Annotated in this window: 9 protein-coding genes; 8 read left to right on the top strand and 1 reads right to left on the bottom strand. The window is 73.7% G+C overall.

Annotated features, from left to right (window positions below; genetic code table 11):
• The first annotated feature begins 336 nt into the window (after positions 1-336).
• The 8 genes from QIY60_RS24985 (at position 337) to QIY60_RS24950 (ending at position 11,584) form a co-directional block, all read left to right on the top strand.
• Entirely contained in the window at positions 337-834 is a 498-nt protein-coding gene (locus QIY60_RS24985) for a hypothetical protein (RefSeq protein ID WP_283144424.1), read from the top strand.
• A gap of 18 nt (positions 835-852) precedes the next feature.
• A complete protein-coding gene (locus tag QIY60_RS24980; protein ID WP_283144423.1) occupies positions 853-1,668 on the top strand; it encodes an IclR family transcriptional regulator in 816 nt (271 codons plus the stop codon).
• 154 nt (positions 1,669-1,822) lie between these two features.
• Entirely contained in the window at positions 1,823-4,288 is a 2,466-nt protein-coding gene (locus QIY60_RS24975; RefSeq protein ID WP_283144422.1) for an FAD-dependent oxidoreductase, read from the top strand.
• 68 nt (positions 4,289-4,356) lie between these two features.
• Positions 4,357-5,562 carry an N-methyl-L-tryptophan oxidase gene (gene solA / locus QIY60_RS24970; RefSeq protein ID WP_283144421.1) on the top strand — a complete coding sequence of 402 codons (1,206 nt, stop codon included), beginning with the start codon at positions 4,357-4,359 and terminating at the stop codon, positions 5,560-5,562.
• Positions 5,559-6,701: an aromatic ring-hydroxylating dioxygenase subunit alpha gene (locus QIY60_RS24965; protein ID WP_283144420.1), complete on the top strand. Its 1,143-nt coding sequence runs from the start codon at positions 5,559-5,561 to the stop codon at positions 6,699-6,701. Before solA ends, QIY60_RS24965 begins: the two co-directional genes overlap by 4 nt.
• A 104-nt stretch (positions 6,702-6,805) precedes the next feature.
• Entirely contained in the window at positions 6,806-8,275 is a 1,470-nt protein-coding gene (locus QIY60_RS24960; protein ID WP_283144419.1) for an aldehyde dehydrogenase family protein, read from the top strand.
• A gap of 116 nt (positions 8,276-8,391) precedes the next feature.
• The gene (locus QIY60_RS24955) at positions 8,392-9,987 is read left to right on the top strand and encodes an amino acid permease (protein ID WP_283144418.1); all 1,596 of its coding nucleotides are present in this window, start codon (positions 8,392-8,394) and stop codon (positions 9,985-9,987) included.
• 19 nt (positions 9,988-10,006) lie between these two features.
• Positions 10,007-11,584, top strand: coding sequence for a GMC family oxidoreductase N-terminal domain-containing protein (locus QIY60_RS24950; RefSeq protein WP_283144417.1), 1,578 nt, complete (start codon positions 10,007-10,009; stop codon positions 11,582-11,584).
• A gap of 33 nt (positions 11,585-11,617) precedes the next feature.
• Here QIY60_RS24950 and QIY60_RS24945 read toward each other — a convergent pair whose 3' ends face one another.
• Positions 11,618-16,282, bottom strand: a complete 4,665-nt coding sequence (locus QIY60_RS24945; RefSeq protein ID WP_283144416.1) for a hypothetical protein — start codon at positions 16,280-16,282, stop codon at positions 11,618-11,620.
• Between the last annotated feature and the right edge of the window lie 27 nt (positions 16,283-16,309).

Genomic DNA, 16,309 nt, shown 5'->3' with positions numbered 1-16,309 from the left:
GCCTCCCCCAGATCAACCGTCAACAAACGGCGTGAGCCTACTACTGCCACATAGACAACTCGAAGGCACGTCCGGACGATTTTCGGCCGCCCTCAGCAGAGTTGATCATGGGTTGTCCTGGTATTACGTGAGATCACCTCCAGGGTGTGGCCGAGGACACCCGTAGGGCCGGTGGTTCCCGTCCGGGCCCGGATGGCTGGAATTCTGCCTTCCACGCAAATCCGGGGAATCTTAGGGGAGTTCCGTTCGTCCTTCTGTACGGGGGTTGTGACGGGGATGTACGGACCCGTGCGCATCGGGAGGCATCGATGTGCCGGTGGTGGGGAGTGAGTATCCATGGGCACTGAAGGCATGAGTGCGGACCGCGCGGCCGGAAAGGACTCGCGCGCGGACGGCAGGCATGACGACAGCGGGCACGGCACGGGCGGACGCGGCGCGGGTGAACTGCCGCCGCTGTGGGTGGAGGAGCCCGCGATCCGGCCGCGGCTGCCCGATCCGATCAGGGACGCGGCGGTGCGCTCGGTGCTGATCGTCGCGGTCACGCTGATCCAGGCGGTGATCGCGTTCCTGTGCACGGTGGCGGGCTCCTGGCTGGCCTTCCCGATGGTGCTCAGCAGCGTGGCGAGCACGGTGGTGGCGACCTGGGCGGTCCTGGACGTGTGGGTCACCCGCCAGGTGTGGAACCAGCGCAACGGCGTGGTGTCGGTGCCCAGCAGCACCGCGCGCCAACTGCGCCGCGAGCGGCGCCGGGTGCGGCGTGCGGCCCGGGCGGCCGAGCGGTCGGGGACCGGCCGAATAGGCACGAGCGAGACGGGCAGCCTCTCCCGGGCATAGCGGCCTGGAGGAGTGCCGGTGGGTGAGGTGCAGGAGCCGGACGCGGCCGCGGGCAGACGCCGGGGCGGCGCCGGGGCACTGCGGTCGGTCGACCGCGCGGTCAGCGTCCTTGAGGCGCTGGCCCGGCTCGGCGAGGCCGGAGTCACCGAGATCGCCGATGAGTTGGGGGTGCACAAGTCGACCGCGTTCCGGCTGCTCGGGGCGCTGGAGAACCGGGGCCTGGTCGGCCAGGAGAAGGAGCGGGGGAAGTACTTCCTGGGTGCCGGGATGCTGCGCCTGGCCGGTGCCGCGGCCGTGCGGCTCGACATCTCGCAGGAGGGCGTGCCGGTCTGCCGCGCGCTCGCGGACAGCACGGGCGAGACCGCCAACGTCGCCGTGCTCGACGGCGACGCGGCCGTCAACATCATGCAGGCGCGCGGTGCGGCGGCCGTCACGGCGTTCAACTGGCTGGGCCGGCGCACCCCGCTGCACGCGACCGCGAGCGGCAAGGCGCTGCTCGCCCACCTCCCCGAGGAGCGCCGCGAGGCACTGCTCGCCCAGGGGCTGGCGCGCTTCACCGCGCACACCCTCACGGATCCGGCCGTGCTCCGCACCGAGCTGGCGCGGGTGGTCGAGCGGGGGTACGCGCAGACGGCCGAGGAGCTGGAGGACGGGCTCAACGCCCTGGGGGTGGTGGTGCGCGGCCACGACGGCTCGGTGATCGGCGCGATCGGCGTCTCGGGCCCGGCGTACCGGATGGCGCGGGAGTCACTCCCGGAGGTCGCCGAGCGCGTCCTGGAGGCCGCCCGGGACCTCTCGCGTCGCATGGGGCATCCCGGGCAACACCTGCGCTGACAGCACATCACATTCTGTGTCTGACAGGCGAATTCAGGTCCGGGGAGCCCTCGGACGGCGACCGGTCAGACACTCTTGACGCTCCCCTGGGCCGTCCTCACCATGTCTCACATCGCGCAACCGGTAGTGCTCTGCGCAACAGGAGGGTGAGGCCGTGTCTCACGAGGTCCGCACCGCCCCCGCAGCCGACCCCGCCCACGCGCGCGCAGTCGTCATCGGCGCCGGGATCGTGGGCTGTTCGCTCGCCGACGAGCTCACCGCACGGGGCTGGTCGCACGTCACCGTGGTGGAGCAGGGGCCGCTGCCCGCGCCGGGCGGGTCCAGCTCGCACGCGCCCGGTCTGGTCTTCCAGACCAACGCCTCCCGGACGATGACGGCGTTCGCGGCGTACACGGTGAACACGCTGCGCGGGCTGAGCGTGGACGGCGAGCCCTGCTTCCGGGCGGTCGGCGGGCTCGAAGTGGCCACCACCCCGGAGCGCTGGGCCGATCTGCACCGCAAGGTGGGCCTCGCGGCCGCCTGGGGGGTGCGGGGCGAGCTGCTCACCGCGCACCAGTGCAGGGCGCTGTGGCCTCCGCTCGACAGGGAGAAGGTCCTCGGCGGCTTCCACACCCCCGACGACGGGCTCGCCGACGCGGTGCTCGCCTCCCGGGCGCTGCGGTCACGCGCCCAGGCCCGGGGCGCCCGCTTCCTGGCGCGGCACACGGTCACGGACATCGAGCGGGAGGACGGCCGCGTCACCGCCGTCGTCACCGACCGGGGCCGCTTCCCGGCCGATGTGGTGGTCTCGGCGGCCGGGTTCTGGGGCCCGGTGATCGGACGGATGGCCGGGGTGACCGTGCCGCTGCTGCCGCTCGCCCACCAGTACGCGACGACCGCCCCGCTGGCCGGACTCACCGCACGGGCGGCGGCCGCGCTGCCGATCCTGCGCCACCAGGACCGCGACCTGTACTTCCGTGCGCACACCGACGCGGACGGGGCACGGCTCGGCATCGGCTCGTACGCCCACCGGCCGCTGCCGGTGGACCCGTTCGCGGTCCCGGCGTACGACGACGCGCCCGTCATGCCCTCCTCGCTCGCCTTCACCCCGGAGGACTTCGCGCCGAGCTGGGCGGACGCCACGGCGCTGCTGCCCGAGCTCGCGTACGGCTCGGTCGCGCACGGCTTCAACGGCGTCTTCTCCTTCACGCCCGACGGCATGCCGCTGCTCGGCGAGTCCCGGGAGCTGCGCGGGTTCTGGCTGGCCGAGGCGGTGTGGGTGACGCACTCGGCGGGGGCGGCCAGGGCGGTCGCCGAGTGGCTGACGGACGGCCGCCCGTCCCTTGACGTGCACGCCTGCGACGTCCGGCGCTTCGAGGACGTCCAGCTCACGCCGCGGTACATCGAGGAGCGGGCGGCCCAGAGCTTCGTCGAGGTGTACGACGTCGTCCATCCGCTCCAGCCGATGGAGCGCCCGCGCCCGCTGCGGACCAGCCCCTTCCACGTACGCCAGCGCGAGCTCGGGGCGTACTTCCTGGAGGGCGGCGGCTGGGAGCGGCCGCACTGGTACGAGACGAACGCGCCCTTGGTGGACGGGCTGCACATTCCCGTGCGCGACGCCTGGTCGGCGCGGTACTGGTCGCCGATCGCGGCGGCGGAGGCGAAGGCGACGCGCGAGCGGGTCGCGCTGTACGACATGACCCCGCTGCGGCGCCTGGAGGTGACCGGGCGCGGCGCCCTCGCGTTCCTCCAGCGGATGACGACCAACCAGCTGGAGAAGAAGCCGGGTTCGGTGACGTACACGCTGCTGCTCGACGGGGCGGGCGGGATCCGGTCCGATCTGACCGTGGCCCGCCTGGCCCCGGACCGCTTCCAGGTGGGCGCCAACTCCCCCGCCGACCTGGACTGGCTGCTCGCGCACGCGCCGGACTCGGTGACCGTGCGGGACATCACCTCCGGCACCTGCTGCGTCGGCGTGTGGGGCCCGCTCGCCCGCGAGCTGGTGCGGCCCCTGACCCGCGACGACTTCTCGCACTCCGCGTTCGGCTACTTCCGGGCGAAGGAGACGGTCATCGGGAACGTCCCGGTCACCGCGATGCGGCTGAGCTACGTCGGCGAGCTGGGCTGGGAGCTGTACACGAGCGCGGACCTCGGACTGCGGCTGTGGGACACGCTCTGGGAGGCCGGGCAGCGGCTCGATGTGGTCGCTGCGGGCCGCAGCGCCTTCGAGTCGCTGCGCCTGGAGAAGGGCTACCGCGCCTGGGGCCGCGACATGACGGCCGAGCACACCCCGTACGAGGCGGGGCTCGGCTTCGCGGTCCGGCCCGGCAAGGGCGAGTTCATGGGCCGCGCGGCGCTCGGCGACCCCGCGGCCGTCAAGCGCCGGCTCACCTGTCTGACCCTGGACTCCCGTTCGGCGGTGGTCCTCGGCGCCGAGCCGGTGCTGGTCGACGGCGTGCCCGCCGGTTACGTCACCAGCGCCGCGTACGGCTACACGATCGGGCGCTGCGTCGCGTACGCCTGGCTGCCCGTCCTGGCGCCGGGCACTCCGGTCCATGTCGAGTACTTCGGCGAGAAGGTCCCCGCGACCGTCGCCGAAGAGCCGCTGTTCGACCCGCGGATGGCCCACCTCATGCGTTGACCGGCGTCCTGCGTCGAACCGCGTCACGAGGCGGGCCCGGCCGGGCACCGACCCCTCCGGGAGGAAGCATGGCTCCGACGTACGACGTGATCGTCCTCGGCCTCGGCGGCATGGGCTCGGCCGCCGCCCAGCACCTCGCCGCGCGCGGCGCGCGCGTCCTCGGCCTGGAGCGGTTCGGCCCGGTGCACGCGCACGGCTCCAGCCACGGCGGCTCACGGATCACCCGGCAGTCCTACTTCGAGGACCCGGCGTACGTGCCGCTGCTGCTGCGGGCGTACGAGCTGTACGACCGGATCGAGCGGGATTCGGGGCGCGAGATCGCCCTGCTGTGCGGCGGGATGATGGTGGGCCGCCCCGACTGCCGTACGGTCGCGGGCGCGGTGCGCTCGGCCCGGCAGTGGGACCTGCCGCACGAGATGCTGGACGCCCGCGAGATCCGCCGCCGCTTCCCGACCATGAACCCGCTCGACGACGAGGTGGCGCTCTACGAGGCGCGGGCCGGACTGCTGCGGCCGGAGACCACCGTGGCGGCCCACCTCCAGCTCGCCACCAAGGCGGGCGCCGAGCTCCACTTCGAGGAGCCGGCGACCCGCTGGGAGGAGCTGCCGGGCGGGCGCGGGGTCCGCGTCCACACGCCCGAGAACAGCTACACGGCGGGCCAGCTGGTGATCTGTCCGGGTGCCTGGGCGCCCGAGCTGCTCGCGGACCTCGGTGTGCCGGTCCGCATCGAGCGGCAGGTCATGTACTGGTTCGGGCCCGAGGGCGGCACCGAACCGTTTCTCCCGGAGCGCCGGCCCGTCTTCGTGTGGGAGAAGGCGGACGGGGTCCAGGTGTACGGGTTCCCGGCCATCGACGGGCCCTCGGGCGGCGTCAAGGTCGCGTTCTTCCGCAAGGACGGCGCCCCCTGCACGCCCGCCACCATCGACCGTACGGTGGCCCCGGCCGAGGTCGAGGAGATGGCGGCGGCCATGCGCCGGGTGACCCCCACCCTGCCTGGAACGTTCCTGCGGGCCGTGACCTGCATGTATTCGACCACTCCGGACGAGCACTTCGTGATCGCGCGGCACCCGGCGCACCCCGGGACCGCCACCGTGGCCTGCGGTTTCTCGGGGCACGGCTTCAAGTTCGTGCCGGTGGTCGGCGAGATCCTCGCCGATCTGGCGCTCGACGGCACGACGGCCCACCCCATCGAGCTGTTCGACCCGCTCAGATTCGGTACGAAGGCGCAAACGGGCACCGCGGCCCCCGCGAGCGCCCGTGGCGGCGCGCGATGACCGCCGGGGCCGCCGAGCGCACCCCGAGCCTGCTGGAGACCCTGCCCGGCCGCTTCTACTGCGACCCGGCGGTCTTCGCCCGCGAGCAGGAGCGGATCTTCGAAGCGCTGTGGTTCTGCGCGGTGCGCGCCGCCGACCTCGACCGGCCCGGCGCCTTCCGCACGGTCCAGGTGGGCCGCGAGAACGTGCTGGTGGTACGGACCCGCGAGGGCGCGCTGCGGGCGTTCCTCAACGTCTGCCGACACCGGGGCGCCCGGGTGTGCGCCGAGGAGAGCGGCACGGTCCGGCGCACCCTGCAGTGCCCGTACCACGCCTGGACGTACGACCTGGAGGGCAGACTCGTCGCCGCGCCGAACCTGGCGCGGATGCCGGACGTGGACCGCGAGGAGCGCGGGCTGCTGCGGGTCGCGCTGCGCGAGTGGCTCGGCTACGCGTGGGTGTGCCTGGCCGAGGAGCCGCCGTCGTTCGAGGACACGGTGGTCGGCGCGGCCACCGAGCGCCTGGGCGATCCGGCGGCGGTGGAGCGCTACCGGGCCGCGGAACTGGCCCTGGGCCGCCGGATCTCGTACGACGTGGGCGCCAACTGGAAGCTGATCGTCGAGAACTTCATGGAGTGCTACCACTGCGCGACCATCCACCCCGAACTCACCCACGTACTCCCGGAGTTCGCCAAGGGGTTCGCCGCGCAGTACTACGTGGGGCACGGCGCCGAGTTCGCGCGGGGCGCGGAGGGGTTCACCGTGGACGGCGGCGCGGGGTTCGGGCGCCTCGCGGGCCTGGCGGACGCGCAGGACCGCCGCTACTACGCGATCACCGTGAAACCGCAGGTGTTCGTGAACCTGGTGCCCGACCACGTGATCGTCCACCGGATGTTCCCGCTGGCCGTGGACCGCACGGTCGTCGAGTGCGACTGGCTGTACGCACCGGAGGTCGTGGCGTCCGGCGCCGATGTGTCGCGGTCCGTGGAGCTGTTCCACCGCGTCAACGTGCAGGACTTCGAGGCGTGCGAGCGCACCCAGCCCGCCATGGATTCGCGCGCGTACCGGCGCGGCGGCGTGCTGGTTCCCAGCGAACACCACATCCGGGCCTTCCATGAGTGGGTTCTCACATGTCTGAAGCCTCACATGTCTGAAGTGTGAATACCTGGGTAGCGGCGCCCCGGGGCGCCGATGTGATCACGGCTGCCCTGACTCAACTCTCGTGACCGAGGAGCTGAGGGAACTGACGGAAGTCAAGGAGCGTCATGCCTGAACTGTTCATCGGCGGCCGATGGAGCGCCGCCGTCGACGGGGAGACCCGCGAGATCCGCTGCCCGGCGGACGGCTCGCCGGTCGCCGTGGTCGACGAGGCGGGTCCCAAGGACGCGGCGGCCGCGGTGGCCGCCGCCCGCGAGGCCTTCGACCGAGGCCCCTGGCCCGGGACCCCCGCCGCCCAGCGGGCCGCGCTGCTGCTGCGCGTCGCCGACCTCATCGAGCGTGACGCGGCCGCGCTGGCCCGCGCCGAGTCCCTGGACACCGGCAAGCGGCTGGTCGAGTCCGAGTACGACATGGCGGACATCGCCAACTGCTTCCGCCACTTCGGCCACCTCGTCGCGGCGCAGGAGCCCGGCCGGGTCGTCGACACCGGGAACCCGGTGACGGACAGCCGTACCGTCACCGAGCCGGTCGGCGTCTGCGCGCTGATCACTCCGTGGAACTACCCGCTGCTGCAGACCGCGTGGAAGGTCGCGCCGGCCATCGGCGCGGGCAACACCTTCGTCCTCAAGCCCAGCGAGCTCACCCCGCACACCGCGATCATGCTGATGCGGCTGCTCACCGAGGCCGGACTGCCGGACGGCGTCGCCAACCTGGTCCTGGGCACCGGCCCCGCCGTCGGGGCGCCGCTGGTCGAGGACGAGCGCGTGGACCTGGTGTCGTTCACCGGCGGACTGGCCACCGGCCGGCACGTGATGGCGTCGGCGGCGGCCACGGTCAAGCGCACCGCGCTCGAACTGGGTGGCAAGAACCCCAACATCGTCTTCGCCGACGCCGACTTCGAGACGGCCGTCGACTACGCCCTGACCGCCGTGTTCCTGCACTCCGGCCAGGTCTGCTCGGCGGGCGCGCGCCTGCTGGTGGAGGACTCGCTGCACGACCGCTTCGTCGACGAAGTGGTTCGCCGCGCCCGGCTGATCAGGCTCGGCGGCCCCTTCGACGAGCAGGCCCGCACCGGCCCGCTGATCTCGGCGGCCCATCTCGCCAAGGTCGAGGCGTACGTCGCGGCCGGGCTCGCCGAGGGCGCGGTGCTGCGCTGCGGCGGCGCCCGCCCGGACGACCCGGCGCTCGCGGACGGCCACTACTACCTGCCCACCGTCCTGGACGAGTGCACGGCCGCGATGTCCGTGGTCCGCGACGAGTCGTTCGGACCGGTGCTCACCGTCGAGCGGTTCCGCGACGAGGACGAGGCCCTGGCGCTCGCCAACGACACCATCTACGGCCTGGCCGGGGCGGTGTGGACCCGCGACGAGGCACGCGCGCGGCGGGTCGCCGCCCGGCTGCGCGCGGGCACGGTGTGGATCAACGACTTCCACCCGTACGTCCCGCAGGCCGAGTGGGGCGGGATGAAGCAGTCGGGAACGGGCCGCGAGCTCGGTCTCGCCGGGCTCGCCGAGTACCAGGAGACCAAGCACATCTGGCGCAACACCGAGCCGCGCCCGCAGCGCTGGTTCGACTGAACGACCGCTGCCCGCGGCGCCGTTCCGAGTGAACGGCCGCCGCCCGCGGTGCGGCCCCGCCGAACGCCCGTCCCTGCCCTCCCCTCTGCACGATCCTGTACGAGGAGTGATCCCCGATGACCGCCACCACACCCCCGCCCCCCTCCCCCTCCCCAGCCCGGGCGGGCGCCGACGCCGATGACGCCGCGCTCGCCGAACTCGGGTACAAGCCGGGGCTCAAGCGCACCCTCGGCAACTTCCACACCTTCGCCGCCGGGATCAGCTACATCTCGATCCTGACCGGCACGTTCCAGATGTTCTACTTCGGCGTCAGCCTCGGCGGCCCGGCCTACTGGTGGTCGTGGCCCCTGGTCTTCGTCGGCCAGCTGATGGTCGCGCTCTGCTTCTGCGAGCTGGCCGCCCGCTACCCGGTGGCCGGATCGGTCTACAACTGGGCCAAGAACCTGGGCGGTCCGCACGTCGGCTGGCTGGCCGGCTGGATGATGACGCTGGCGAGCATGGTCTCGCTGGCCGCCGTCGCCCTGGCACTCCAGCTGACGCTCCCTCAGATCTCGTCGTGGTTCCAGTTCGTCGGCGACGGCAGCGGGAAGTACGACGCCGCCGCCAACGCGGTCGTGCTGGCGTGCGGCCTGATCCTCTTCACCACCGTGGTCAACGCGTTCGGCGTCAAGCTGATGGCCCGGATCAACACGGCCGGCGTCTTCATCGAGCTGATCGCCGCGGTGATCCTGGTGATCCTGCTGGCCGCGCACATCACCCGGGGCCCCAGCGCCATCGTGGAGACCCACGGCATCGGCGCCGGCCAGAACCTGGGCTACTTCGGCGCGTTCCTCACCGCCTCGCTCGCCTCCGCGTACGTCATGTACGGCTTCGACACCGCGTCCTCGCTCGGCGAGGAGTCGGTCGACCCCAGCCGCAACGCGCCGCGCGCGATCCTGCGGGCGCTGATCGCCTCGTTCGTCATCGGCGGCCTCATCCTGCTGTGCGCGCTGCTCGCCACACCGGACCTGAGCGCGCCCGAACTCTCCGTGGACGGGCTCCAGTACGTGGTCCTGAGCACGCTGGGCGACACCATGGGCCAGGCGCTGCTGTGGTGCGTGGTGATCGCGGTCGTGGTCTGCGAGCTCGCCGTGCACACCGCGGGCATCCGGCTGATGTTCGCGATGGCCCGGGACAACAACCTGCCGGGCGGCAGCCGGCTCGCCAAGATCAGCCCGCGCTTCCAGACCCCGATCGCGCCCGCCGTGGTCTGCGGGCTCGTCGCCATCGGGATCCTGCTGGTCAACATCAAGCAGCCGCAGATCTTCTCGGTCGTCACCAGCATCGCGATCATCATGATCTACCTGGCGTATCTGCTGGTCACGATGCCCATGCTGGTCCGCAGGCTGCGCGGCACCTGGCAGCCCGCGCCCGGGCGCTTCTCGCTCGGCCGCTTCGGTCTCCCCGTCAACATCGTCGCGGTGCTGTGGGGCCTGGGCATGACCGTCAACCTGCTGTGGCCGCGCGCCGCCGTCTACAACGCGGCGGCCCCGTACCACTGGTACCTGCGCTGGGGCGGCGTGCTGTTCGTCGGCGCCGTCACCGTGGGCGGCTTCGCCTACTACTGGTTCGTCCAGCGCCACCGCACCGGCGTCCTCGCGGACCACGCCGCCGAGAAGCGGGACACCGACCCCACCACCACCCCCGGCACCACCGCCGCCGCCACCGGCTGAAGCAAGGAGCGAAGGAATCATGAACGAGGCCAACACCGGTACGCACACGGACGAGTTCGACTACGTCGTCGTCGGCGGCGGCACCGCGGGCAACGTTGTCGCGGCCCGGCTCAGCGAGGACCCCTCGGTGACCGTCTGCGTCCTGGAAGCGGGCCCCTCGGACGTCGGCGACGACGACGTGCTGCGCCTGGAGCGCTGGATGGGGCTGCTCGAATCGGGCTACGACTGGGACTACCCGGTCGAGCCGCAGGAGCGCGGCAACAGCATGATGCGCCACGCGCGCGCCAAGGTGCTCGGCGGCTGCTCCTCGCACAACTCCTGCATAGCCTTCTGGGCGCCCGCCGAGGACCTGGACGGCTGGGCCGCCGAGGGCTGTACGGGCTGGGGCGCCGAGGACGTCTTCCCGCTCTACCGGCGCCTGGAGAACAACGACGCGCCCGGCGAGCACCACGGCCGCAGCGGCCCGGTGAAGCTGCGCACCATCAAGGGCGAGGATCCCTGCGGCAGCGCGCTGCTCGACGCGTGCGCCCAGAACGGCATCCCCACCACGCCCTTCAACACCGGCCGTACGGTGGTCAGAGGCGCCAACTGGTTCCAGATCAACTCGGACGAGAACAACATCCGCCAGTCGTCCTCGGTCGCGTATCTGCATCCGATCATCGGCAAGCGGCCCAATCTGACCGTACGGACCGGGATCCGCGCCAAGCGGCTGGTGATCGGCGAGGACCGGCGCTGCACCGGGGTCGAGTACCTGGACCCCGACCTGGTGCACACCCGTACCGTCTCCGCGCGGCGCGAGGTCGTCGTCAGCTGCGGCTCGATCGACACGCCCAAGCTGCTGATGCTCTCCGGGATCGGGCCCGCCGACCATCTGCGCGAGGTGGGCGTGGAGACGCTGGTGCACTCCCCCGGCGTCGGCGAGAACCTCCAGGACCACCCCGAGGGCGTCATCATGTGGGACGCCAAGCGGCCGATGCCGACCCGCTCCAACCAGTGGTGGGAGATCGGGATCTTCGCGGACACCGAGCCGGGCCTGGACCGGCCGGACCTGATGTTCCACTACGGCTCGGTGCCGTTCGACATGAACACCGCCCGGCACGGCTACCCGACCAGCGAGAACGCGTTCTGTCTGACGCCCAACGTCACGCACGCCAAGTCGCGCGGCACGGTCCGGCTACGCACCCGCGACTACCGCGACAAGCCGATGGTCGACCCGCGCTACTTCACCCATGAGCACGACGTACGGGTGATGACGTACGGGCTGCGGCTCGCCCGGGAGATCGCCGCGCAGCCCGCCCTTGCGGACTGGGCGGGCGCGGAGCTGGCGCCCGGGCCCGACGTCCGTACCGACGACGAGCTGTTCGAGTACATCCGCACCACGCACAACACGGTCTACCACCCGGCGTGCACGGTGAAGATGGGCGCCGACGACGACGCGATGGCGCCGCTCGACGCCCGTCTGCGCGTCAAGGGCGTACGCGGACTGCGCGTCGCCGACGGCTCGGTGATGCCGGAGCTGGTCACCGTCAACCCGTGCATCACGACGATGATGATCGGCGAGAAGTGCGCGGACATGATGAAGGCGGACGCGCGCTGAGAGGGCCCGGGGGGCGCTTGCGCGCCCCCCGGCTCACGCCGGCTTCTTGAACATCCTGGTGGCCGTGATCTCCCCGTGCACCGACCCGTCCGGGTCCTTCGGGAGGCCCGGCCGCAGGTGCTCCTCGACGCTGATGTACTTCAGCCCCGCCCGCAGGTCCGCGTCATTGCGCAACCGGATGACCAGCGGGAACTCCGCGAGCGCCGTCGTGTCGAACAGGCCCGTGGTGTACAGGAGCTGGACGCCGAGCGCGTCCGACACGGCCCGCTGGAGCTCAAGGAGATACGTGGCGTTGGCCCGGCCGATCGGGTTGTCCAGGAACAGCGTGCCCGCGTGGCGGTGCTTGTCGCGGCCCCGGTCGTTGCTGCGCAGCGCGGCCATCGTGCAGTACAGCGCGATCGCGGCGGTGAGCAGCTGCCCGCCCGAGAACACGTCGCCCATCTGCCCGACCGGGACGCGCTCGGCGCGCAGCACCGCGTCCGGCTTGAGGATCTCCACGGCGATGCCGCGCGGCTCCAGGGCCGCCTGAACTCCCCGCAGCAGCAAGGACATTCCGTCCCGGCGCATGTCGGAGTTCTTCTTCAGGGCCGCGCGCGTCGCCTCGTCGATGACCTCGCCCAGGCGCTCGGTCAGCGTCGCCTGGTCGGGCTCCTCGAACCGGATCCGCAGGAACTCCTGCCCCGACCACTCGCCGAGACCCTCCGGCAGCTGCGAGAGCCGCTGGGCCGAGCGCAGCGTGGTCAGCGCCGACTCGACGAGCCCGCGCAGCCGGTCCACGATCGAGTCCCGGTTGCGCTCCAGTTGCTCCAGCTCGTCGGTGAGGACCCGCAGCCGGGGCGCGAACGCCGCCGCCCACGACGCCGCGTGCTCGGGCAGCGCGGCGGCGGGCAGCTCCCGGATCTGCTGGCGGGCGGGGGTGCGCACCTGCTCGTACCGGGTCGCGTTGGCGTGCCGGACCAGGACGTCCGAGGCCTCCCGGACGGCGGCCTCGGCCGCCGACAGGTCGCCCGCGCAGCCGCGCAGCGAACGCCGGGCCTCGGCGGCCGACTGGCGGGCCTCGGCCAGGTCGCCGGGGAACGGCTCGGGCGTCTGCTCGTCCTCCTCCTGCTGGTGGTCGCGGAGCAGGTCGCGCAGGAGCGCGGCCGTCTCGTCGAAGCCTCCGGCCGCGTCCTCGGCGGCCCGGTGGGCCTGCAGGAGCTCGGCGTGCGCGGCGCGCGAGGTCTCCAACTCGGCGGTGCGGGCGGCCAGTTCGGCCGTGGCGGTGCGCAGCAGGCCCTGCGCCTGCTCGGCGTCGCCGGGCACCTGCTCCTCGGGCAGCTCGGTGTGCGCCTCGCCGTCCTCGGGGGCCAGCCGCTCGGCCTCGCCGCGCAGCCGGCCGAGCTGCTCGCTCGCCGCCGACGCCCTGGTCTCCAGGAGCTGTACGAGGGATTCCGCGCGGGCCGCGGCGGCCTGCCGGGACGGGCCGTCGGCGCCGTCGGTGCCCTCCAGGAGCTGGGCGGCGCGGGTGCGGACCTTGTTGGTGAGCCGGTCCAGCTGGGCGAGCGCGGCGCTCTCGTCGCTCTCCGCGCGCGCCTGCTCGGCGCGCAGGTCGGCGCCGACGCCGACCTTCTCGTACAACTGCGAGGCGGCCCGGTAGGCCTCGCGCAGGGCGGGCAGCGCGGCCTTGGGGGCGTCGCCGTCCGGCTCCGGCAGGTTCTCCGGCGCGCCCGCGATCTCGGCGCGCTCGGCGCGCAGCGCGCGGGCGGTGCGGTGGGCGTCGTCGGCGGCGCGCTGGGCGCCGCGGCGGTCCTCGTCGGCGGCCCGGGCGCGCTCCAGGAGGGACTGGGCGCGGGCCTCGGACTCGGCGGCCTCGTCGACGAGTTCGCGCAGGGTGCTCTGCCAGCCCGCGCGCTCGCGCAGCCGGAAGGCGAGCCCGGCCAGCGCGTCGGCGGCGCGGCGGGCGCGCTGGGCGGCCTCCTGGCGCTCGTCGCGGACCCGGGACGCCTCGGCGGCGGCCTCGTCGGCCTCCGCCCGTTCCGTACGGGCCTCGGTCAGCTCCTCCACGGCGGCCTTGGCGGCGGCGCGCGCGTCCCGTGCGGCCGTGGCGAGCTCGTCGAGCATCCCGGGCGGGCAGTCGGCGCGCCAGGAGCCGATCCGTGCGGCGAGCCCGCGGTCGCCCGCGAGACGGGCGGCGAGGGCGCGGATCTCCTCGTCGCGGGCGGCGGCGCGGGTGCGCAGCGCCTGCCGCTCCTCGTCGGCGGCGTGCTCGTCGTGCATGGCCGGGTTCGGCGGGACGAGGAAGACATCCGTCTCGCCCGCGCCCTGCTCGCCCTGCCGGGGCACCGGCGCGAGCAGCGCGGCGGCGGTGCCGACGGCCACCGCGGACCGGGGCAGCAGCGCGGCGCCGGCCAGCGCCTCGCGGGCCCGGACGTGCGAGGCGGGGTCGGTGATCACCACGCCGTCGACCAGCTCGGGCCGGGCCGCGAGCACCGAGGCGTGGTCGGCCGGGTCCACGGCCTGGGCGAGGTAGCGCCAGCCGGGCAGGGCCGGGATGCCGTGCTCGCCCAGGTACTCGACGGTGGCGAGGACGTCGGGGCCCGGCGGCAGCAGTCCGCCGTCGCCGAGCGCGCCGAGGATGCGGGCGTCGTCGGCGGCGGCGGTCCGCAGCTCGAAGAGGTGCCGCTCGGCGGAGGCGATGCCCTGGTCCAGGAGCTGCCTCAGCTCGTCGGCCTGGCGGTCCAGCTCCTCGGCGGTCAGCGGGCTGTCCGCGCCGTCCGCCGCGAAGGAGGCGGGGGTGCCGTGCACCGCGTGGTGGACGGCCTCCGCCGCGTACATCGTCGCCCTGCGCGGCAGCGGGATCCCGGCCGCCGGGGCGGACGGGAGGCCGAGGAGCTCGGCGAGGCGCTCGTCGGCCGCGATCGACTCGGCGGCACGGCGCTCCGCGTCGTACGCGTTGCCGGCGGCCTCGGCCGCGTCCTGGGCGCGGGCCGCGGCCAGTTCGGCGCGGGCCTGCTCGGCGGCGGCCTCGCGGGCGCGGTCGGCGGTGGCGCGGGCGCTGTCGCGGGCCGTGTCCCAGGCGGCGACCGCCGTCTTCTCGGCGTCGCTCGCGGCGAGCGCGGCCCTGGCCGGGTCGGCGTCCGGGGCGCTGTCGTCCAGCCAGCCCGCCCGCACCGCCTCGGCGGTCTCCTGCTCGACCTCGGCGAGGCGCTGGCGCAGGTGCCCGGCCTCGCTGCGGGCGCGCTGTGCCTCGGTGGCGGCGGCCGTGGCGTCGCGGTGGGCCGCCTCGCTCGCCTCCTGGAGTGCGGCGGACCGCTCCTCCTCCTCGGCGGCGACCCGCTCGCCGTCCTCGGCCGCCGTGTGCAGCGCCCGTACGAGATCGGCGGCGGCGGTGGCGCGGGCGGCGAGCGCGGGCGCGGCGTCCCGCTCGGCCTCGCGGATCGCGGCGGCCACGCGCGCGGAGCGGTCGGCGGCGGCCTTGTGCCGCAGCACCGCCTCGGCGGCCTGCCAGGCGGAGTGCAGCGTACGGGCGTCGGCCAGCTCGCGGCGCTGGGCGGTGGCGGCCTTCTCGGCGACGGCGAGCGCCAGCGAGGCGTGGCGGTAGGCGAGTTCGGAGGCGATCAGGGCGCTGCGGCCGCGCGTCCGCTCGGCCTCGGTGACGGTGTGCGCGGCGGCGGTGACCCGGCCCGCGAGGTCGGTGGCGCGCCCGCGCTCCTGGCCCGCGCGCGCGGAGAGCCTGCGCGCCAGCGTACGGGTACGGCGCTCGGCCCCGGCGTGGACGTCGCGCGCGCGGGAGCGGGCCTCGGCGGCCTCGACGATCCGGTTGAGCAGGTCCACCGAGCCCGCGGTGAACTCGCGCTCGGCGGTCAGCTCTGCGCGGCGGCCCAGCTTGTCGCCGAAGCCGCCGACCAGGTCCGCGAGGCCGTCGGTGTCCCGGGTGTCGGTGACGGCGCGCAGCAGCAGGTCGGTGAAGTCGGAGTCCTTCTTGACCGCGAAGAGACCGGCCGCCTCGCCCTCGTCGGCGTTCATCTCGCGCTGGTAGCGGAAAAGTTCGGGGTCAAGGCCCAGGTCGCCCAGGTGCTCGTTCCAGCGGTCGTGGATCTCCTCCCAGACCACGTCGAGGTGCGGGTACGCCTTGCCCGCCTCGGTGACCGCGTCGCGGAAGCCCTTCATGGTGCGGCGCCTGCCCTGGGCGCCGGACGCGCCCTCGGCGGCCGGGCGCACCGCGCTGGACTCGGCGACCGGCAGCGAGTCCAGGCTCAGGCCCGGGCCGGGCCGGAACGAGTACCAGGCCTCGGCGAACTTCCTCGGGTCGTTGGAGACCTGCCGCCCGCGCCACTCGCTCACCTTGCCGACCACGACCAGCTCGCCGGTGAGGGTGTGCTGCCACTCCAGGGCGACGTGGCCGCAGTCGTCGGCGAGCAGGAACTTGCGTAGCACGCCGGAGCTGGCGCCGCCGAGGGTGTTGCGGTGGCCGGGCAGCATCACCGAGAAGATCAGCTTGAGCAGGACGGACTTGCCGCCGCCGTTCTCCAGGAAGAGCACGCCGGCGGGGGCGGGGCGGCGCGGCGGGCCGACCGGCTCGTCCTCGAAGAACTCCGCCTGGGTGGGCGCCGGGTGGGGCACGGGCGCGCCCACGCCGCGCAGGTCCAGCACGGTGTCGGCGTAACGCGCACCGGCGGGGCCGATGGAGTAGAGGCGGACCCGGGACAGCTCGTACATGGCGGACTCTCGTAGATGTGGCGGGTG

The organism is Streptomyces sp. BPTC-684 (genome assembly GCF_030028635.1).
Lineage (GTDB): Bacteria > Actinomycetota > Actinomycetes > Streptomycetales > Streptomycetaceae > Streptomyces > Streptomyces noboritoensis.
Note: the sequence above shows the minus strand (reverse complement) of the source record. Positions and strands in the feature narration are given on the sequence as shown.